We start from the raw sequence: 17,776 nt of genomic DNA, 5'->3' as shown, positions 1-17,776 counted from the left end.
CACACCCGCTCTCCCCCCCATGTCCCAGCCCCCCGCCTCGTACGACGACCTCAAAGCCGTGGTCGTCAACACGACGCTGAAGCCGTCGCCCCAGGAGTCGCACACCGACACGCTCCTCGACGTCGTCCGCCACATCTGGAAGGCGAACGGCGTCGCCGTCGACTCGATCCGGCTCGTCGACCACGACGTGGCGCCGGGCGTCTACCCGGACATGACCGAGCACGGCGCCGCCGCCGACGCCTGGCCTGAGCTGTGGCCCCGCATCCGCGACGCCGACATCCTGGTGATCGGCACGCCGATCTGGCTCGGCCAGAACTCGTCGGTCTGCCAGCGGCTTATCGAGCGGCTCTACGGCATGTCGAGCCAGCTCAACGACGCCGGCCAGTACGCCTTCTACGGCCGGACTGGCGGCTGCATCGTGACCGGCAACGAGGACGGCATCAAGCACGTCGGCATGGGCGTCTTGTACAGCCTGCAGCACCTCGGCTACACGATCCCCCCGCAGGCGGACGCCGGATGGATCGGCGAGGCCGGACCGGGCCCGAGCTACGGCGACGTGGTCGACGGTGAGCCGGTCGGCGTCGACAACGAGTTCACCCAGCGCAACACGACGTTCATGGCCTGGAATCTCCTCCACGTCGCGCGGATGCTCAAGGACGCCGGCGGCATCCCGGCGCATGGCAACCAGCGCTCGGCCTGGGACGCGGGCGCGCGCTTCGACTACGAGAACCCGGAATACAGGTGATGGGTGATGAGTAAAGGGAGATAGGCGAGCCGCTCATCACTCGTCCCCCATTACCCGTCACTCAATAACTCCTCGATCCGCCGCTGGCGGTAGCTGAAGATCCGCGCGAGCTGGGCGCGGACGAGCGGGTACGCCAGCTCGCCGAGCGGGGCGACGGGCAGCTCCCAAAGGACCTCGTCGTCCATCCGCGTGCCCGGGTGGCCGTCCTGGTCCGGCGCGTCGGCGAAGGTGTGGGTGTGGTGCCACCGGCGGTACGGGCCCTCCAGCTGCTGGTCGACAAAGCGGTACGGCGGCGCCCAGCTGACGATCTCGGTCCGCCACCCGAAGCGGACGCCGAACAGGCCCAGTCGGTAGTCGATGAGCGTGCCCTCGCCGATCTCGAAGGGCTGCGGCGTGACGATCTCGAAGGCGAGCTCGGGCGGCGTGATCCGCTCGAGGTTGGCGGCATCGGCGAAGAAGTCGAAGACCTCGGCGCGGGGGAGGGGGAGCCAGGTCGTGGTGTGCAATCGGTGCGTCAGGGACACGGGGCGTTGGGGGGGCGTCGGGCTGACACGGGCCGGCCATACCGAGGATCCCCCCAGGCCTCCGCCCGCTACCTTCCGGCTCCCCCTGGCACCCCGTTCCCGATGTTCGACCCCTCCGTCTACGCCGCCCGGCGCTCCGCCCTCACCGACGCCCTCGACGGCGGCTTGGTCGTCCTCTTGGGCAACGGGCCCTCGCCGATGAACTACGCGGCGAACCTGTACCCCTTCCGCCAGGACGGCTCGTTCCGCTACTACACCGGGCTCGACGAGCCGGACCTGGCGTTGACCCTCGACCTCGACTCGGGCGAGGCGACGTTGTACGGCCGCGAGGCGACGATGGAGGACCGTGTATGGGATGGCGAGCGGCCGTCGATGGGCCAGCGCGCGGACGCCGCGGGCGTCCCCTCCGTGGCCCCGCCCGCCGCGCTCGCCGAGACGATCGCCGCCGCGCGGTCGACCGGCCGGACGGTCCACACGCTGCCGCCGTACCGCGCCGAGCACCGGCTGTGGCTGGCGGGCCTGCTCGGCGTGGACGTCAGCGAGGTCGAGGCGTCGCCGGCGCTCGTCGACGCCGTCGTCGCGCAGCGGCTCGTCAAGACCGACGCCGAGGTGGCCGAGATCGAGGCCGCGCTCGACATCCTGGCCGAGATGCACCTCGCGGCGATGTTCATGGCCCAGCCCGGCCGGACGGAGCACGAGGTCGCCGCCGCCATGACGGGCGTCGCCCACTCGTACGGCTCGCACCTCTCGTTCCCGGCGATCGTGACCACGCGCGGCGAGGTGCCCCACCACCACGCCTCGGGCCACGTGCTCGCGGCGGGCGACCTCCTGCTCCACGACGCCGGCTGCGTCGCGCCCGGCTCGGGCTACGCGGCCGACATTACGCGCTGCTCGCCGGTCGGCGGCACATTCACCGGCCGCCAGCGCGACATCTACGCGCTCGTGCTCCGGGCGCAGACGGCCTGCATCGAGGCCTGCGCCCCGGGCGTCTCCTTCCGCGACGTCCACGACCTCGCCAGCCGCACGCTCGCGGCGGGCCTCGTGGACCTCGGGCTGCTCAAGGGCGACATCGGCGAGATCGTCGCGGCCGGCGCCCACGCCTTGTTTTTCCACCACGGCCTCGGCCACGCGATGGGGCTGGACGTACACGACATGGAGGGGCTCGGCGAGGACCGCGTGGGCTACGCCGACGAGGCGACCCGGAGCACCCAGTTCGGCACGAAGTACCTCCGGTTCGCGCGCGCGCTCGCGCCGGGCCACGTGATGACGGTTGAGCCGGGCCTGTACTTCAACAAGGCGCTCATCGGCCTGTGGAAGTCCGAGAACCGCCACGCCGACCTGATCGACTACGCCGAGGCGGAGCGCTGGGTGGGCTTCGGCGGCGTCCGCATCGAGGACGACATTCTCATCACCGACGACGGCTTCCGCGTGCTCGGCCCCGGCATCCCCAAGGAGATCGCGGACGTGGAGGAGATCGTGCAGGCGGGGATGGAGGAGGGGTAAGCGAAGAGGAAAAGAGGAGCGGAAGGGTCGCTTCGTGGCTGCTGGATCATCAAGCGGAAACGTCCTCTTCTCCTTCGTCCCTCTTCACTTCGACAGAGTGCCTCACCGGCGGCGCTTGGCTCGCGCGGTCGGCGTGGCCTCCAGCGGGTTCTCCGGCCAGTGGTGCTTGGGGTACCGGCCGCGCATGTCCTTGCGGACGTCGAAGTAGGCGTCGCGCCAGAACGAGCGCAGGTCCGCGGTGACCTGGACCGGGCGCTGGGCGGGGCTGAGCAAGTGCATCAGGACGGGCAGGCGGCCGTCGAGCACGCGCGGCGTCTCTTCGAGCCCGAACACCTCTTGCAGCCGGACCGCCAGCACGGGAGCCTCGGGGTCCGAGTAGTCGAGGGGGCGGACGGAGCCGCTGGGGACGGTGACGTGCGACGGCGCCAGCCGGTCGAGGTCGGTCCGCGCCGACGGCGGGCCGAGCTGGCGGAGCAGCATCCCGAGGTCGAGGCGGCCCAGATCGGACAGCCGCGTCATGCCGGCGAGGTACGGCCCGAGCCAGTCGGGCAGCGTCGCCAGCAGGGCGTCGTCGGACACGTCGGGCCACGGGTCGCCGAGGTGGTGATTCAGAAACGCCAGCCGCTCGCGCAGGCGCGCCGTCTCCTTCGACCACGGCAGCACGCCGAGGCCCGACTGACGAACGCCCTCGACCAGCCCGGCGGTGACGAGGTGCGGCGCCGGCGTGCGGATTGGCGCTTGCGACAGCACGACGGCGCCGAGTCGGCGGACCCGCTGGGCGACGACGCGGCCCGCGCTCGCGTCCCACGCCACATCGTCCTCGTCGACGATCTGGTCGGCGAACAGGGACTCGATTTCACTCGCGTCGATCGGCGCGGCGGTAAAGACGCGGGCCCCGCCGCGCCGGTCGTCGAGGTCGCCGACGGCCAAAAACGGGGCGTCCGCCAGCGGTTGGGCGCGGTCGAGAATCGCGGCGCGCCCTTCGCGCAGGCGGTACCGCGCGCCCTCGGCCGACTCGCCGACGCGCTGGGCCACGCGGTCGGGGTACGCGAGCGCGAGGAGGGGCCCGGCGGCGTCGAGGTCGGCGGGAGCGTCGGTCGCGTCCCAGGCCCGGCGCCAGCGCATCCCCTCATGGCGGGCGCGGTCGAGGGCGCCGCGGTCGAGGCGGACACCGTTCCCGCCCCGGACGTCGCCCCGCAAGGCTTCGACGCGCAAGCGCAGGTCGACATCCGGGAGACGGCCGTCCCAGCGGAACACGTCGCGCTCTGAGAGCAGACCGACGAGGTCGGCGCCGAGGGCGGCCTGACCGAGGGCGCGGGCGCGCTCGCCGAGGTGCGCGAGGCGCGGGTGCATGGGGAGCGCGGCGATGGCGAGACCGTGCGCCGTGAGAGCGCCACCCGCGTCGAGCGCGTCGAGCTCGCGGAGCAGCTCGCGGGCCGTCTCGAAGGCGGCGGCGGGCGGTGGGTCGATCCAGCCGAGGTCGTCGGGCGCCGCGCCCCAGGCGGCGAGCGCGAGGGCGAGCGGGGCGAGGTCGGCCTGCGTCATCTCAGCGGGCGCGTGTGGGCGGAGCGCGGCGTGCTCGACCTCGCTCCACAGCCGGTACCCGACGCCCGGTTCGGTCCGCCCGGCGCGGCCCAGCCGCTGGTCGGCCTCGGCGCGGCTCACGCGGACCGTCTCCAGCCGCGACATCCCGCTGGCGGCGTCGAACCGGGGCCGCCGCGCCAGCCCGGCGTCGACGACGACGCGGACGCCCTCGATGGTCAGGCTCGTCTCGGCGATGCTCGTCGCCAGCACCACCTTGCGCATCCCCGTCGGCGCGGGCTCGATGGCCGCATCCTGCTGCCGCGCGCCGAGGTCGCCGTAGAGGGGCGCGAGCATCACGTCGCGCCCGAGCCCCGCGAGGCGCTCGGCCGTCCGGCGGATCTCGCCCGAGCCGGGCAGAAACGCGAGCACGCTGCCGGTCTCTTCGTCGAGGGCCCGGCGCACGGCCGCCGCGACGCCGTCCTCGATCCGGGGCGGCCGCCCGCCCGCCGTCGCTTGCGGGGTCCCGAGGTAGCGGGGCTCGACGGGGTACGCCCGCCCTTCGCTGGTGACGATCGGCGCGCCGCCAAGCAGGTCTGAAAACCGGTCGCCGTCGAGCGTCGCGCTCATCGCCAGAATGCGGAGGTCGGGCCGCAGCAGCTCCCGCGCCTGGAGCGCCAGCGCCAGCCCGAGGTCGGTCTGCAGGCTCCGCTCGTGGACCTCATCGAACACGAGCGCTGACACGGCCCGGCTGGCCGTGAGGTCGGGGTCATTCATCAGACGCCGGGTCAGCACGCCCTCGGTGACGACCTCGATGCGCGTGCTCCGCCCGACGCGGGTCTCGCCGCGCACGCGCAAGCCGACCGTCTCGCCGACCCGTTCGCCGAGCTGGGCCGCCAGCCGCCGCGCCGCCGCCCGGGCCGCGATCCGGCGCGGTTCGAGCATCACGACCGTCCCGTCGAGCCAGTCGGCGTCCAGGAGGGCGAGCGGGACGCGCGTCGTCTTGCCCGCGCCCGTCGGGGCCTGGAGCACGGCGATGCCCGCCTCGCCCAGCGCCGCGACCACGCGGGGCAGGACGGCGTCGACGGGGAGGGGCGGGCCGGGGAGTCGCATCGGGGAGAGAGGCGGGGCGCCCGGAAACGTTCCGCTGGCACCGGGCCTCCTCAGATTCGGCTTGCGCAAGCGGGCGGACGCGGCCACCTTCGGGTCCCCACCCCCCGGTCTCGATGCCGAACGCCCGCATCCTTCAGGTCAACGTGTCGCCTGGCGGCGTGCCCAAGCGCGCCGTCGCCCAAGCCGAGGTCCGCGTTGACGGGATCACGACCGACGCCGTCAACTACCCCAAGGTTCACGGCGGGCCCGAGCGGGCGGTGTCCCTCTTTTCGCTGGAGGTGATCCGCAAGCTTCAAGACGAGGGCCACCCGATCTATCCGGGCGCGACGGGCGAGAACCTGACCGTCGCCGGGCTCGACTGGGCGTCGCTGGCGGCGGGCACGCGGCTGCGGATCGGCGACGGCGTCCGGTTGGAGCTGGCGAAGCCCGCCGAGCCGTGCAAGACGATCGCGGGGGCGTTTGCCGACGGCAACTCGAAACGGATCAAGGCCGAGCGCCACCCCGGCGAGGCGCGGTGGTACGCCCGCGTGCTCGCCGAGGGGACGGTCCGGCCGGGCGACGTGGTCGAGGTCGAGGCCTAGGCGGCCGTCTGCGTGTCGGAGCCCACGTTTTGGCCGGTCGGGTCGAAGGCCTGGCCGTCCTGGCCGGGCGTCGGCGTCGGGTCGAGCCGGCCGATCAGCCGCGTCTCGCGGACGACGGACACGGTCCACATCAGCGCCAGCAGGCCGACGCCGAACAGGCCGAGCAGGTCGAGGACGGTCCACTCGACGCCGCGCCACGAGACGGTCGTCGGGCCGACAGCCCACACGACGGTGTTGAACACGATCGCGATGACGCGGAGCTCCGTCGGCCCCAGCCCGCCGAACGAGATCTTGAACACGTCGCGCGCGATCGTCACCATGTTGACCAGCAGCATCATCATCAGCACGCCGACGCAGATCAGCATGGCGATGTCGAGCCGCATCAGCGACCCGGCGCCGAGCCCGACCGTCAGCAACACGGCGGCGATGGCGTCGGCCTGGTGGTCGACGAAGAACCCGTACCGCTCGCGGCGGATCTGGCGGACGCGCGCGAGCGTGCCGTCGAGCGAGTCGCCCCACCAGTGGACGACGAGCCCGAACGAGGCGACGTGGAGCCACGCCAGGTTCTCGCCGCTGAGGGCGTAGGCGACTGACGAGAGCAGGGCGCCGGCCAGGGCGATCGCGGTGAGCCCGTCGGGCGTCATCCACGCCGGCAAGCGGGTGGCCATTCGGGGCAGCGCCCACCGCTCGAAGCGCCCGAGCAGGATGTCGTTGACGCGACGCTTGGCCACCTTCGGAGGCGTGGGCGCGGCCGGGTCGGCGGGGGGAGGAGCGGGGGCGGACACGGCACGGCGGAAGCGAGGCCGAAAGGTACCGGCCCCGGCCGCTCGACGGGCCGGCCCCCCCTCGCCGATCGTCCACTCTGTCGCTGAAGGGCGAATCGGCTGGGGGGGCGACCGGGCCGCACCGTTCCCGCGCTACGCCGCGACGGCCTCCTCGACATGCGAGGCTGGCGCCGCGAGCGCGTCGAGCGCGCGGTCGAGGTCGGCGAGCAGGTCGGCCGCGTCCTCGACCCCGACGCTCAGCCGGACGAGCCCGTCGGGCAGGCCCGCTGCGTGGCGGACCTCGGCGGGGATCGAGCCGTGCGTCATCGTCGCCGGGTGCGACACCAGGCTCTCGACGCCTCCCAGGCTCTCGGCGAGCTGGAATAGGCGCGTGTTCTGCATAAAGCGCGTGGCCGTCTCGATAGCCTGCCCCGGACTCGATCCGGGGTCGGCGAGCACGATCGACACCATCCCGCCGAATCCGTCCATCTGCCGGGCCGCGACGTCGTGTCCGGGGTGGTCCGCGAAGCCGGGGTAGATCACCCGGGCCACCTTGTCGTGGCCGCGCAGGTGTTCGGCAACGGCCCGGGCGTTCGCGCAGTGCCGCTCCATCCGCAGGTGCAGCGTCTTCGTGGACCGGAGCAGCAGATAGCAGTCCTGGGGGGCTGGGGCCGCGCCGACGGCCTTGATCTGGAACCGGAGGTGCTCCATCCACCCGTCGTCGCTCGTCATCACGGCGCCGCCGACCACGTCGGAGTGGCCGCCGATGTACTTCGTCGTGGAGTGGACGACGAGGTCGGCGCCGAGCTCGAGCGGGCGCTGGAGGTAGGGGCTCGCGAACGTGTTGTCGACGGCGACCGGGATCCCACGGGCGTGCGCGACATCGGCGAGTGCGGCGATGTCGGTGACGCGCAGGAGCGGGTTCGTGGGCGTCTCGACCCAGACCAGCTTGGTGGCGTCGGTAAGGGCGGCCTCCGCGGCGCCGGGCTGGCTGAGGTCGACGAACGTGAACGAGATCCCCATTGGCTCGTGGACCTGCGTCATCAGCCGGTACGTGCCGCCATAGAGGTCGTCGCCGGCGACGACGTGGTCGCCGGGGCGCAAGCGCCGCAGGACCGAGTCGATGGCGACGATGCCCGAGGCAAACGCGATGCCATGCGCCGCGCCTTCGAGCGAGGCGAGGTTGCCCTCGAGCGCCGTCCGGGTCGGGTTGCCGACGCGCGCGTAGTCGTAGCCCTGGTGGACGTCCGGCGCCTCCTGGACGTAGGTGCTGGTCTGGTACACGGGCGTCATGATGGCGCCCGTCGAGGGGTCGGGCTGCTGGCCGGCGTGGATGGCGCGCGTGCCGAAGCCGAGGTCGGGGGATGCGTCGAGCATGGGGTCGGGGGGAGGGGAGAGAACAGAGACGCGGCGCGGGGCCGGCGCCTTCCGCATTCGCGGGAGACTCAAAAAGAAAGCGGGGGCGCGGACCAGCCGCGCCCCCGCTGGGGAGTGGAGCGCGGGCCCCCTAGTCCATCGAGATGCCGGCGCACTCGGCGACGCCCTCGGCGTCGTCGACGCGGCCGAGCTGCGTGTAGACGCCGGCCTCGTCGGCCGTGCCGGTCGAGAGCGTCTTGGCCTGCATGAGCGGGCCGAGCGAGGTCTCGAGGTTCACGTTGCGCTGGTCGATGAGGTCGTTGGCCTCGTCGACGTCCTCAGTCGCGTTGGCGCGCTCGTTGAGCGCCGCGGCGAGGTTCTGGTAGGCCGCGCCGAGGTTGTAGAACGCGTCCGAGTTGGTCGGGTCGAGCTCGGTCGCGCGCTGGAGCTGGACGATGGCGTCGTCGTAGCGCTCGGACTGGAGGAGGAGCGCGCCGTAGTTGTAGCGGAAGGCCGGGTTGTCCGGCTGGCGCTGGATGGCGTCCTCGTAGCGCTCGATGGCGCGGTCGTTCTGGCCCGACAGGGTGTACGCGTTGAGGAGCATGGTCTGGATGTCCTCGTCGGCCGGGAAGCGGGTCTGGGCGTCCTCGAGGTAGGCGACGGCGTCGGTCGCCCGGTCGGCGAGCACGAGCGTGCGGCCGTAGTAGTAGGCGAGCACGGGGTCGGCGTCGTTGATCTCGGTCCCGCGCTGGAACGGCGCGAGCGCCTGGGTCGACTCGCCCTCGCGGAGGTAGGCCAGGCCGAGGCCGAGGTAGCCCTGCGTCGAGTCGGGCATTAGCGTCGTCGACTGCTCGAAGTAGTTGATGGCGTCGGCGACGTCGGCGTCGGGGTTGCGGATGACGTCGTTGCCGGCGTTGACGGCGAGCGCCCACAGCGCCAGCTTGGCCTGGTCGACGGCGGGGTCGTCCGGCGCGAGCCGCTCGGCACGCATCAGCGACTCGACCATCGCGTCGTAGTTGGCCGCCAGGAAGGCGGCCTTGGGCTGGGTGCCGGGCGTGTTCTCGTACTGCTGGCGGAGCACCTCGACGCGGAGCAGCAAGGCCTCCGTGTTGTCGGGGTTGGTCTCGAGCGCCGTGTCGAGGTTCTGGAGCGCCTGCTCGTAGTCGCCGTTGCGGAGATCGAGCTTGGCGCCCTCGACGTTCGGGTCGGAGGAGCACCCGTCGGCCCCGCCCACGAGGAGCGCGACGACGAGCGTAAGGGCGAGGGTCAGGAAGCGGGACGGCATGTGCGGTTGGGACTGGCGGGGAGGTGGCGGGGGGCGCCGGCGGGGATCACCGGGCGCTCGCGGAGGGTCGTACCCTTCCACGCCGAAACTAGCGCCGGGGTCCGCCGCCCGGCCGCCCTCCGCGCTCCCGCCCCCCATGACGCCCGCCGCAGACGCCCTCCTCGACGGCCTCATCGACTACGCCGGCCTCTTCCCGCCGGCCGCCCTCGACCTCGACGCCGCCGTCGAGGCCTACGCCCGCCACCGTGCGAGCCCGCACGCCGCGATGCTCGGCCGGTTCATCGTGCCGGCCGGTCGCCTCGACGCCCTCGACGCGCACGCCGACCGCCTCCACGACGGCGAGCCGTGGCGCTTCTCGGTGCTCGGGCTGGCGCCCGCCGAGGGCGAGGCGTGGACCGACACGGCCGCCCGCACCGTCGCCGCCGCCCGCGCCTTCGCGTCGCGCCTCGACGGCGCCGCCGTCTGCGACCGCTTTGAGATCCGCCTGCCCGCCGACGTCGCGCTCGACCCCGACGCTCTCGTCGGTGCCTTGTCCACGCTCGACGCCGAGATGCGCGACGGCGCCAGCGCGGGGCCTCGCGCCGCCGTCGAGGTCCCGTTCCTCGACGCGCCGGACGCCGTCGAGCCCGCGGCCGCAGCCGTCGCCGAGGCAAACGCGCGTGCGGGCCGCCCGGCGGCCGCCCTCAAGTTCCGGTGCGGCGGCGTCACGCCCGACCTCGTGCCCGACGTCGAGGCGCTGGCGACGGCGTTGGCTGCGGCGGTCCGGGCCGAGGCGCCATTCAAGGCGACGGCCGGGCTCCACCACCCGCTGCCGAATCACGACGACGCGGTCGGCGCCCGGATGCACGGCTTCCTGGGCGTCTTCGGCGGCGCCGCGCTGGCGCGCGTCCACGGGCTGGGCGCCGACGACATCGCCGAGATCCTGGACGACGCGGACCCCGCCTCATGGCGCGTCGGCGACGCCCTGCAGTGGCGCTCGCTGTCCGCGACGGCCGCCGAGGTCGCCGACGCCCGCGAGCAGCTGGCGCTCTCGTTCGGCTCGTGCTCCTTCGACGAGCCCGTTAACGACCTGCGCGCCCTCGGCTGGCTCGCGCCCGCAGGGTAAGCGCCCCCTCTCTTTCGACCCCTTCTTCCGACTCTCGACGACTCGTGACTCCCTTTCTCGACCTCGACCCCGCCGACGGCTTCGGCCTCGACAACCTGCCCTACGGCGTCTTCTCCACCGACGGCGGCCCCAAGCGCGTCGGTGTGCGCGTGGGCGACCACGTCGTCGACCTCGCCGAACTGGAGCGCGCGGGGCTGATCGCGGCGGCCGGCGCGGGCCGCCACCCCGTCTTCGCCGCCGACGCGCTCAACGGGTTCATGGCGCTCGGCGCCGACGCCTGGGACGCCGTCCGGGGCCGCCTGCAGGACCTGCTGAGCGCCGACGGCCCGGGCGACTTGCGCGACGACGGGTCGCTGCGCGAGCGCGCGATCCTTCCGCTGGCGGACGTGACGATGCACCTGCCCGCCCACGTCGGCGACTACACCGACTTCTACTCGTCGCGCCAGCACGCCACGAACGTCGGCACCATGTTCCGCGACCCCGACAACGCGCTGCTGCCCAACTGGCTGCACCTGCCAGTCGGCTACCACGGCCGGGCGTCGTCGGTCGTCGTGAGCGGGACGGACGTCGTGCGGCCGTCGGGCCAGCAAAAGCCGGCCGACGGGCCGCCGGTCTTCGGGCCGTCGAAGCTGCTCGACATCGAGCTGGAGCTGGGCTTTTTCGTCGGGCCCGGCAACGCCCTCGGGTCGCCGATCGCCATCGAGGACGCGCCGTCGCAGATCTTCGGGTTCGTGCTCGTCAACGACTGGAGCGCGCGCGACGTCCAGAAGTGGGAGTACGTGCCGCTGGGGCCGTTCCTGGGCAAGAGTTTCGCGACGTCGATCTCGCCCTGGGTGGTGCCGTACGCCGCGCTCGCGCCGTTCCGGATCGCCGGTGAGGCGCAGGACGCCAGCGCCGGCAACCCGGAGCCGCTCCCGTACCTCCGCCAGCCCGAACCCCGCTCGCTCGACGTGGACCTCGAGGTCGCGCTCCAGACCGAGTCCATGCGGGAGGCGGGGGCCGAGGCGGAGACCGTCGCGCGCTCGAACGCCAAGTACCTCTACTGGAGCCCCGAGCAGCAGCTCACCCACCACACCGTCAACGGCTGCAACGCGCGGCCCGGCGACCTGATGGCGTCGGGGACCATCTCGGGAGAGGAGAAGGGGAGCTACGGGTCGTTCCTCGAACTCGCGTGGCGGGGGACGGACCCGTTCCCGGTCGGCGACGAGACGCGGACGTTCCTGCGCGACGGCGACCGGGTCGTGCTTTCGGGGCGCGCCCAGAAGCGCGGCGCGGTCGTCGGGTTCGGAACGGTTGAGGGCACGGTGCGCCCCGCTGTTACCTAATCGCTTTCAAGTGCACGCGGCCTCCGTATCCCACTATATTCGAGCGCATTCGGGCGGTCCCCACCGCCGACCCGTGCCGTCAGACCAGCCGGTTAGGCCCGGTCGACACCTCCCGCCACGGTTTTGGCTCGTATGCAAGTTGCGCACCCCTCTTTTCGCGTCCATGCGCTCCGGCTCAGCGACTTCGACTATGCGTTCCCGAAGTCGCTCGTTGCGCTCTACCCCGCAGAGCCGCGCGACGCGGCGCGGCTGATGGTGCTCGACCGGGCGCGCGGGACCATCGAGCACCGGGAGGTCCGGGATCTCCCGGAGTACTTCGGCGAGGGCGACGTCCTCGTGGCGAATGACACGATGGTGTTCCCCGCCCGCTTGCGGGGCATCAAGGAAAACACGGGCGCGAACGTCGAGGTCTTCCTGCTCCGCGAGCTCAACCAGGCGCACCGGCTGTGGGACTCGATCGTCGACCCGGCCCGCAAGGTGCGCGTCGGCAACAAGCTGGTGTTCGAGGGCGGGCTGGCGGCCGAGGTCATCGACAACACGACGAGCCGGGGCCGGACCATCCGGTTCATCTTCGACGGGACGCCGGACGAGCTGTACCAACGGATCGACGCGATCGGGGAGACGCCGATCCCGCCGTACCTCCGCCGCAAGGCCGAGCCCGCCGACCGCGTCCGCTACCAGTCGCTCTTCGCCCGCCAGCGGGGCGCCGTCGCCGCGCCGAAGGCCGGGCTCCACTTTACCCCGGACCTGCTCGGCAACATCACCGGCCGGGGCGCCGAGGTGGCCACCGTCACCCTCCACCTCGGGCTCGGGTCGTTCCAGCCGGTCGAGGTCGAAGACCTGTCCAAGCACCGGATGGACTCGGAGTTCTACCAGGTCAACGACGCCGCCGTCGAGGTCGTCAACCGCGCGCTCACGCATCCGGACCGGACCGTCACGGCCGTCGGCACGAGCGTGGTCCGGGCCCTCGAGTCCTGTATCTCGGCCTCCAAGACGCTCATGCACGGGCAGGGCTGGACGGACAAGTTCATCTACCCGATCCACGACTTCCACGTCGCCGAGCGGCTCCTGACCAGCTTCCACCGGCCGAAGTCGACGCTGCTGATGACCGTCGCGGCGTTCGCCGGCTACGACCTGCTGATGGAGGCGTACGCCGAGGCCGTCCGCGAGGAGTACCGGCTGTTCTCCTTCGGCGACGCGATGCTGATTCTCTAGAATGGGACTCGGGGAAGAGGGGACGGCGGAGCCGGACGGACGCGCCGGAGATCGCGTGAGCGGGGACCCGAGGGTCGGGCTCGTGGTGCCGGCGGGCGGGTCCGGCTCGCGGATGGCGCACGCGGGCGCGCCGGCCAAGCAGTTCCGCGGGCTCGGCGGGGCGCCGGTCGTGGTGCAGACCTTGGGGGCGTTCGCCCGCCACCCGGCCGTCGGGCCGCTCGTGGTCGTCGTGCCGGCGGGGGAGGAGGCCGCCACGCGCGACCTGCTGGGGGAGCACGGCGTCGTGGCGGCGGTCGCGACGGGCGGGCGGACGCGGCAGGCGTCGGTCGCGAACGGGGTGCGCGCGCTGCCGGCGTCGGTCGAGACCGTCGTGGTGCACGACGCGGTGCGGCCCTTCGTGTCTGTGTCTGTGGTTGCAAACTGCGTCTCGGTCGCCCGCCAGCACGGCGCGGCCGCGGCGGCCCTCCGCGTCGCCGACACCTTGCGCCAGGGCGGCGACGGGCCCTTCTTCGGCGAGACCGTCGCGCGCGACGGCCTGTGGGCCATGCAGACCCCGCAAGCGGCCCGCCGCGACTGGCTCGTCCGGGCGGCCGCGAACGCGGCCGGGCACCTCGCGACCGACGAGGTCGGCCTGCTCCAGCACGCCGGCTACCCCGTCCGCATCGTCGAGGGCGACCCGCGCGCCTTCAAGATCACGCGCCCCGCCGACTGGGCGCTGGCGCTCGCGCTCTGGCCGGGCTGGACGGGAGAGTAGGGGGAGAGAGGAGATTGGCCGGAGCCGAGTCGGCGGCCGCACAATGGGGGCATCTTCTCGTTTCCCGCCCCTCTGCTCTCCGCCCTCATGCGCATCGGCCACGGCTACGACATCCACCGCCTGGTCGCGGGGCGACCGCTCATCTTGGGCGGCGTCACCGTCCCCTCCGACGTCGGCCTCGACGGCCACTCCGACGCCGACGTCCTCACGCACGCCATCATCGACGCGCTCCTGGGCGCCGCCGCGCTCGGCGACATCGGGGCGCTCTTCCCCGACACCGACGCCGAGTGGGAGGGGGCCGACAGCGTCGAGCTGCTGCGCGCCGTCGTCGAGAAGGTGCGCCATGCGGGCCACGCCATCGGCAACGTCGACGCGACCGTCGTGCTCCAGCGCCCTCGGCTTCGACCGCACATCGACGCCATGCGCGAGCGGCTGGCGGACGGGCTCGGCGTGCCCGTCGGCGACGTGTCGGTCAAGGCGACCACGGGCGAGGGGATGGGCTTTGTCGGCTCGGGCGAGGGCGCGGCGGCCCACGCGGTCTGCCTGCTGGTCTAGTGGAAGCGGCCACCGACCTCGTCCACTGGCTCGAAGGGCTCCCGCCGGTCGGCATCTACGCCGTCCTGTTCGCCGTCTCGTATCTCGAGAACGTGGTCCCGCCGCTGTGGGGCGACACCGTGATCGTGCTCTGCGGCTCGTTCGTGGGCCTGGGCGTCGTGGCGTTTGTGCCGACCGTCCTGCTGGGGGCGCTCGGCGGCGCCCTGGGGTTCATGACCGTCTTCGCGGCCGGGCGCAAGCTGGGCGCCGCCATCCACGACCCCGCGCGGCTCCGCTGGATCCCTCGGGGGCCGGTCGCCCGGGCCGAGCGCTGGCTGGAGCGGTGGAGCCTGGGCGTGGTGCTCGCGAACCGCTTTCTGGCGGGCGCACGGTCCGTGATCGGCCTGCTGGCGGGGGCTTCGCACCTGCGGGCGGTCCCGGTCGCCGCCGCCGCCAGCGTCAGCGCCCTCGCGTGGAGCGCGCTGCTGGTGTGGGCGGGCGCGGCGGTCGGCGCCGAGTGGGACCGGGTGCTCGGCTGGCTGGCCGTGTACGGCCGCGCCGTGACGGCCGCGCTGGTCGTCGTGGGGGCCGTGGCGGCCGTCCGCTGGCGGCTCCGCGCGAATCGACTGCGAAGAGACGGCGCGGACGGGCTCTAGGGGGCCCGGGCAGTTGACGCGCCGCGCGCCGGCCGGGTACCTTCGCACTTCGCGATGCCCGCTCCGCTGGCGTAGCTCAGTTGGTAGAGCAGCTGATTTGTAATCAGCAGGTCGGGGGTTCGAGTCCCTCCGTCAGCTCAGCCGAGCCGCCGTCGAGGCCGTCGCGATTGTTCTTTTTTGTACCGGGCAGGTGGCCGAGTGGTTAAAGGCGACAGACTGTAAATCTGTTCTCTCACGAGTACGGAGGTTCGAATCCTTCCCTGCCCACGATTGACACGCGACGAGCGACGCGACCGCGTCCTGCGGGAGTAGCTCAGTTGGTAGAGCGTCACCCTTCCAAGGTGAATGTCGCCGGTTCGAGCCCGGTCTCCCGCTCTCGCGCGTCACCACCGCCTCCTTAGCTCAGCGGTAGAGCACTTCCATGGTAAGGAAGGGGTCCCGGGTTCAATTCCCGGAGGAGGCTCCGGCGGATCGCCGCCGCCCAGACAGTTCATCCCGCGCACCGCGCACAGACACGAGATACCCATGGCTAAGGAGCAATTCCAGCGGACGAAGCCCCACGTCAACGTGGGCACCATCGGTCACGTCGACCACGGGAAGACGACGCTGACGGCGGCGATCACGAAGGTGCTCGCCGAGAAGTCGGGCGGCGTGGCCAAGGGGTTCGACGAGATCGACAACGCGCCCGAGGAGCGCGAGCGCGGGATCACGATCGCGACGGCCCACGTCGAGTACGAGACCGAGGCCCGGCACTACGCCCACGTCGACTGCCCCGGCCACGCCGACTACGTCAAGAACATGGTGACGGGCGCGGCCCAGATGGACGGGGCGATCCTGGTCGTCGCGGCCACGGACGGGCCGATGCCCCAGACCCGCGAGCACATCCTGCTCGCCCGCCAGGTCGGCGTGCCGTACATCGTCGTGTTCATGAACAAGGCCGACTTGGTCGACGACGAGGAGCTCTTGGAGCTCGTCGAGATGGAGGTCCGCGAGCTCTTGGACTCGTACGAGTTCCCGGGCGACGACCTGCCGGTCATCCAGGGCTCGGCGCTGGGCGCCCTCAACGGGGAGCCCGAGTGGGTCGCCAAGGTCGAGGAGCTCATGGCCTCGGTCGACGACTACATCCCGACGCCGGAGCGGGCGGTCGACCAGCCGTTCTTGATGCCGGTCGAGGACGTGTTCTCGATCACGGGGCGCGGGACCGTGGTCACGGGCCGGGTCGAGCGCGGGCAGATCAAGGTCGGCGAGCCGGTCGAGATCGTCGGGATCCGGGAGCCGAAGATGACGTCGACGGTGACGGGCGTCGAGATGTTCAGGAAGCTCCTCGACTCGGCGCAGGCCGGGGACAACGCGGGGATCCTGCTCCGGGGGATCGAGAAGGACGCCGTCGAGCGGGGGATGGTGCTCACGAAGCCGGGCGCGGTGACTCCGCACCGGGAGTTCGAGTGCGAGGTGTACATCCTGTCGAAGGACGAGGGCGGCCGGCACACGCCGTTCTTCAAGGGGTACCGCCCGCAGTTCTACTTCCGGACGACCGACGTGACGGGGGACATCGAGCTGGCCGACGGCGTCGAGATGGTGATGCCCGGGGACAACACGCAGTTCACGGTCAAGCTGATCCAGCCGGTGGCCATGGAGCAGGGGCTCCGGTTCGCGATCCGCGAGGGCGGGCGGACGGTCGGCGCCGGCGTCGTCTCCAAGATCCTCGACTGATCCGGACGGCGGTCTCCACCGTCGCTTCCCGACGGCACGCCGTGCCGTTCGTAGGTTGACAGGGCCGCCGGCGCCTCTCGGGGCGCCGGCGGTGCCATAAACGGGCGTAGCTCAATTGGCAGAGCAGCGGTCTCCAAAACCGCAGGTTGCAGGTTCGAGTCCTGCCGCCCGTGCTCCGATTCACACCAGACCCCGCCCTGCGCGGTACACGATGGCCACTCAGACTCAGACGCAGCAGGCCCCCGGCGGCGCCGCCGGCAACTACCTCGTCGAGGTCCGCAAGGAGATGCGGAAGGTGAACTGGCCCAAGCGCCAGGAGCTCATCTCCAACACGGTCCTGACGCTCGTCGCCTCGCTGGCGATCTCGCTGTTCATCTTCGGAGCCGACCAGGTGATCAGCACCGTCCTCCGATTCATCTACGGCGGGTAGCCCACCATGTCTGTTCGTTCGCCGATTCGCAAGTGGTACGTCCTCCGGACGTTCTCCGGGCACGAGAAGAAGGTCGAGGAGTACCTCATGAGCGAGGTCGAGCGCCTCGGCTACGAGGACAAGCTCACCCAGGTCGTCATCCCGACCGAGACCGTCTTCGAGATGCGCGCCGGCAAGAAGCGGACGCGCGAGAAGACCTCGTTCCCCGGCTACATCCTGCTCGAGGCGCTGATCGACCCCTACCTCCGCGAGGTCATCAACGGCGCCCCGTCGACGATCGGCTTCCTGGGCGCGAACGGCGAGCCCGTTCCGCTCCGTCCGGACGAGGTCAGCCGCATCCTGGGGATGATGGACGAGGAGAAGAGCGAGCAGCCCGAGATCCCGTTCAAGGAGGGCGACCCGGTCAAGGTCGTCGACGGCCCATTCAACACGTTCACCGGCTTCGTCGAGGAGGTCTACCCCGACAAGATGAAGGTCCGCGTGATGGTCTCGATCTTCGGCCGCAAGACGCCCCTCGAGCTGGACTACCTCCAGGTCGAGCACGAGAGCTAGGGCGCGCGTTCAGGGCAGCGACTCCGAGCGGGGCGGCCAGGCGGTCGCCCCGTTTTTTGTTTCCAGACCCAGCGACGCGGCACGCCGCCTCGGAAGAGTC

17 protein-coding genes and 5 tRNA genes are annotated in these 17,776 nt (G+C 72.0%); 17 read left to right on the top strand and 5 right to left on the bottom strand.

Annotation, left to right across the window (positions count from 1 at the left end):
• The first annotated feature begins 19 nt into the window (after positions 1 to 19).
• On the top strand, positions 20 to 745 hold the full coding sequence (locus ACLIRP_RS08140) for a flavodoxin family protein (protein ID WP_412063465.1): 726 nt from the start codon (positions 20 to 22) through the stop codon (positions 743 to 745).
• Between the two features lie 50 nt (positions 746 to 795).
• Here ACLIRP_RS08140 and ACLIRP_RS08135 read toward each other — a convergent pair whose 3' ends face one another.
• Positions 796 to 1,251, bottom strand: a complete 456-nt coding sequence (locus ACLIRP_RS08135) for an SRPBCC family protein (protein WP_412063464.1) — start codon at positions 1,249 to 1,251, stop codon at positions 796 to 798.
• A 120-nt stretch (positions 1,252 to 1,371) separates the two neighbouring features.
• On the opposite strand from ACLIRP_RS08135, the gene ACLIRP_RS08130 reads away from it, so the two are divergent.
• Positions 1,372 to 2,772 carry an aminopeptidase P family protein gene (locus ACLIRP_RS08130; RefSeq protein WP_412063463.1) on the top strand — a complete coding sequence of 467 codons (1,401 nt, stop codon included), beginning with the start codon at positions 1,372 to 1,374 and terminating at the stop codon, positions 2,770 to 2,772.
• Positions 2,773 to 2,874: 102 nt separating this feature from the next.
• Here the strand turns inward: ACLIRP_RS08130 and hrpB are convergent, their stop codons facing one another.
• Positions 2,875 to 5,406, bottom strand: coding sequence for an ATP-dependent helicase HrpB (hrpB, locus tag ACLIRP_RS08125; protein WP_412063462.1), 2,532 nt, complete (start codon positions 5,404 to 5,406; stop codon positions 2,875 to 2,877).
• Positions 5,407 to 5,519: 113 nt separating this feature from the next.
• Here hrpB and ACLIRP_RS08120 point away from each other — a divergent pair, with 113 nt between their 5' ends.
• The gene (locus ACLIRP_RS08120; protein ID WP_412063461.1) at positions 5,520 to 5,987 is read left to right on the top strand and encodes an MOSC domain-containing protein; all 468 of its coding nucleotides are present in this window, start codon (positions 5,520 to 5,522) and stop codon (positions 5,985 to 5,987) included.
• On the opposite strand, the gene ACLIRP_RS08115 is transcribed toward ACLIRP_RS08120, so the two are convergent.
• The 3 genes from ACLIRP_RS08115 to ACLIRP_RS08105 form a co-directional block, all read right to left on the bottom strand.
• Positions 5,984 to 6,772, bottom strand: coding sequence for a CDP-alcohol phosphatidyltransferase family protein (locus ACLIRP_RS08115; protein WP_412063460.1), 789 nt, complete (start codon positions 6,770 to 6,772; stop codon positions 5,984 to 5,986). The two genes, ACLIRP_RS08120 and ACLIRP_RS08115, sit on opposite strands and share 4 nt — an antisense overlap.
• A gap of 132 nt (positions 6,773 to 6,904) precedes the next feature.
• Positions 6,905 to 8,128 (bottom strand): cystathionine gamma-synthase, encoded by a 1,224-nt coding sequence (locus ACLIRP_RS08110; RefSeq protein WP_412063459.1) that lies wholly within the window; start codon positions 8,126 to 8,128, stop codon positions 6,905 to 6,907.
• Positions 8,129 to 8,258: 130 nt separating this feature from the next.
• On the bottom strand, positions 8,259 to 9,392 hold the full coding sequence (locus tag ACLIRP_RS08105) for a tetratricopeptide repeat protein (protein WP_412063458.1): 1,134 nt from the start codon (positions 9,390 to 9,392) through the stop codon (positions 8,259 to 8,261).
• A 136-nt stretch (positions 9,393 to 9,528) separates the two neighbouring features.
• On the opposite strand from ACLIRP_RS08105, the gene ACLIRP_RS08100 reads away from it, so the two are divergent.
• The 14 genes from ACLIRP_RS08100 (at position 9,529) to nusG (ending at position 17,676) form a co-directional block, all read left to right on the top strand.
• Positions 9,529 to 10,497, top strand: a complete 969-nt coding sequence (locus tag ACLIRP_RS08100; protein WP_412063457.1) for a hypothetical protein — start codon at positions 9,529 to 9,531, stop codon at positions 10,495 to 10,497.
• A 44-nt stretch (positions 10,498 to 10,541) separates the two neighbouring features.
• Entirely contained in the window at positions 10,542 to 11,822 is a 1,281-nt protein-coding gene (gene fahA, locus ACLIRP_RS08095) for a fumarylacetoacetase (protein ID WP_412063456.1), read from the top strand.
• A 132-nt stretch (positions 11,823 to 11,954) separates the two neighbouring features.
• Complete coding sequence (queA, locus tag ACLIRP_RS08090) at positions 11,955 to 13,037, top strand: tRNA preQ1(34) S-adenosylmethionine ribosyltransferase-isomerase QueA (RefSeq protein ID WP_412063455.1); 1,083 nt, start codon at positions 11,955 to 11,957, stop codon at positions 13,035 to 13,037.
• Between the two features lie 55 nt (positions 13,038 to 13,092).
• On the top strand, positions 13,093 to 13,791 hold the full coding sequence (gene ispD, locus ACLIRP_RS08085; RefSeq protein ID WP_412063454.1) for a 2-C-methyl-D-erythritol 4-phosphate cytidylyltransferase: 699 nt from the start codon (positions 13,093 to 13,095) through the stop codon (positions 13,789 to 13,791).
• Between the two features lie 87 nt (positions 13,792 to 13,878).
• Complete coding sequence (gene ispF / locus ACLIRP_RS08080; protein WP_412063453.1) at positions 13,879 to 14,346, top strand: 2-C-methyl-D-erythritol 2,4-cyclodiphosphate synthase; 468 nt, start codon at positions 13,879 to 13,881, stop codon at positions 14,344 to 14,346.
• A complete protein-coding gene (locus tag ACLIRP_RS08075) occupies positions 14,346 to 14,981 on the top strand; it encodes a DedA family protein (RefSeq protein ID WP_412063452.1) in 636 nt (211 codons plus the stop codon). The genes ispF and ACLIRP_RS08075 overlap by 1 nt, the downstream gene beginning before the upstream one ends.
• Before the next feature lie 65 nt (positions 14,982 to 15,046).
• Positions 15,047 to 15,119 (top strand) — tRNA-Thr (locus ACLIRP_RS08070).
• A gap of 46 nt (positions 15,120 to 15,165) precedes the next feature.
• Positions 15,166 to 15,248, top strand: a tRNA-Tyr gene (locus ACLIRP_RS08065).
• 35 nt (positions 15,249 to 15,283) lie between these two features.
• Positions 15,284 to 15,356 (top strand) — tRNA-Gly (locus ACLIRP_RS08060).
• A gap of 16 nt (positions 15,357 to 15,372) precedes the next feature.
• A tRNA-Thr gene (locus ACLIRP_RS08055) sits at positions 15,373 to 15,444 on the top strand.
• A gap of 62 nt (positions 15,445 to 15,506) precedes the next feature.
• On the top strand, positions 15,507 to 16,694 hold the full coding sequence (gene tuf, locus ACLIRP_RS08050) for an elongation factor Tu (RefSeq protein WP_412060447.1): 1,188 nt from the start codon (positions 15,507 to 15,509) through the stop codon (positions 16,692 to 16,694).
• A 100-nt stretch (positions 16,695 to 16,794) separates the two neighbouring features.
• Positions 16,795 to 16,867: transfer RNA gene (locus ACLIRP_RS08045), tRNA-Trp, on the top strand.
• Positions 16,868 to 16,905: 38 nt separating this feature from the next.
• Positions 16,906 to 17,124, top strand: coding sequence for a preprotein translocase subunit SecE (secE, locus tag ACLIRP_RS08040; protein ID WP_412063451.1), 219 nt, complete (start codon positions 16,906 to 16,908; stop codon positions 17,122 to 17,124).
• 6 nt (positions 17,125 to 17,130) lie between these two features.
• Positions 17,131 to 17,676 (top strand): transcription termination/antitermination protein NusG, encoded by a 546-nt coding sequence (gene nusG, locus ACLIRP_RS08035; RefSeq protein WP_412063450.1) that lies wholly within the window; start codon positions 17,131 to 17,133, stop codon positions 17,674 to 17,676.
• Positions 17,677 to 17,776: the final 100 nt, after the last annotated feature.

The organism is Rubrivirga halophila (assembly GCF_046845755.1).
Taxonomy (GTDB): Bacteria; Bacteroidota; Rhodothermia; order Rhodothermales; family Rubricoccaceae; genus Rubrivirga.
This window is presented reverse-complemented; position numbering and strand designations above follow the sequence as displayed.

Excerpts from the sequence above, each read along its gene's own strand:
- nusG (WP_412063450.1), top strand. The coding sequence starts at position 17,131 with ATGTCTGTTCGTTCGCCGATTCGCAAGTGGTACGTCCTCCGGACGTTC.
- queA (WP_412063455.1), top strand. The coding sequence starts at position 11,955 with ATGCAAGTTGCGCACCCCTCTTTTCGCGTCCATGCGCTCCGGCTCAGC.
- ACLIRP_RS08140 (WP_412063465.1), top strand. The coding sequence starts at position 20 with ATGTCCCAGCCCCCCGCCTCGTACGACGACCTCAAAGCCGTGGTCGTC.
- hrpB (WP_412063462.1), bottom strand. The coding sequence starts at position 5,406 with ATGCGACTCCCCGGCCCGCCCCTCCCCGTCGACGCCGTCCTGCCCCGC.
- ACLIRP_RS08105 (WP_412063458.1), bottom strand. The coding sequence starts at position 9,392 with ATGCCGTCCCGCTTCCTGACCCTCGCCCTTACGCTCGTCGTCGCGCTC.
- ACLIRP_RS08110 (WP_412063459.1), bottom strand. The coding sequence starts at position 8,128 with ATGCTCGACGCATCCCCCGACCTCGGCTTCGGCACGCGCGCCATCCAC.
- ACLIRP_RS08120 (WP_412063461.1), top strand. The coding sequence starts at position 5,520 with ATGCCGAACGCCCGCATCCTTCAGGTCAACGTGTCGCCTGGCGGCGTG.
- secE (WP_412063451.1), top strand. The coding sequence starts at position 16,906 with ATGGCCACTCAGACTCAGACGCAGCAGGCCCCCGGCGGCGCCGCCGGC.
- tuf (WP_412060447.1), top strand. The coding sequence starts at position 15,507 with ATGGCTAAGGAGCAATTCCAGCGGACGAAGCCCCACGTCAACGTGGGC.
- ACLIRP_RS08130 (WP_412063463.1), top strand. The coding sequence starts at position 1,372 with ATGTTCGACCCCTCCGTCTACGCCGCCCGGCGCTCCGCCCTCACCGAC.
- ispF (WP_412063453.1), top strand. The coding sequence starts at position 13,879 with ATGCGCATCGGCCACGGCTACGACATCCACCGCCTGGTCGCGGGGCGA.
- ACLIRP_RS08100 (WP_412063457.1), top strand. The coding sequence starts at position 9,529 with ATGACGCCCGCCGCAGACGCCCTCCTCGACGGCCTCATCGACTACGCC.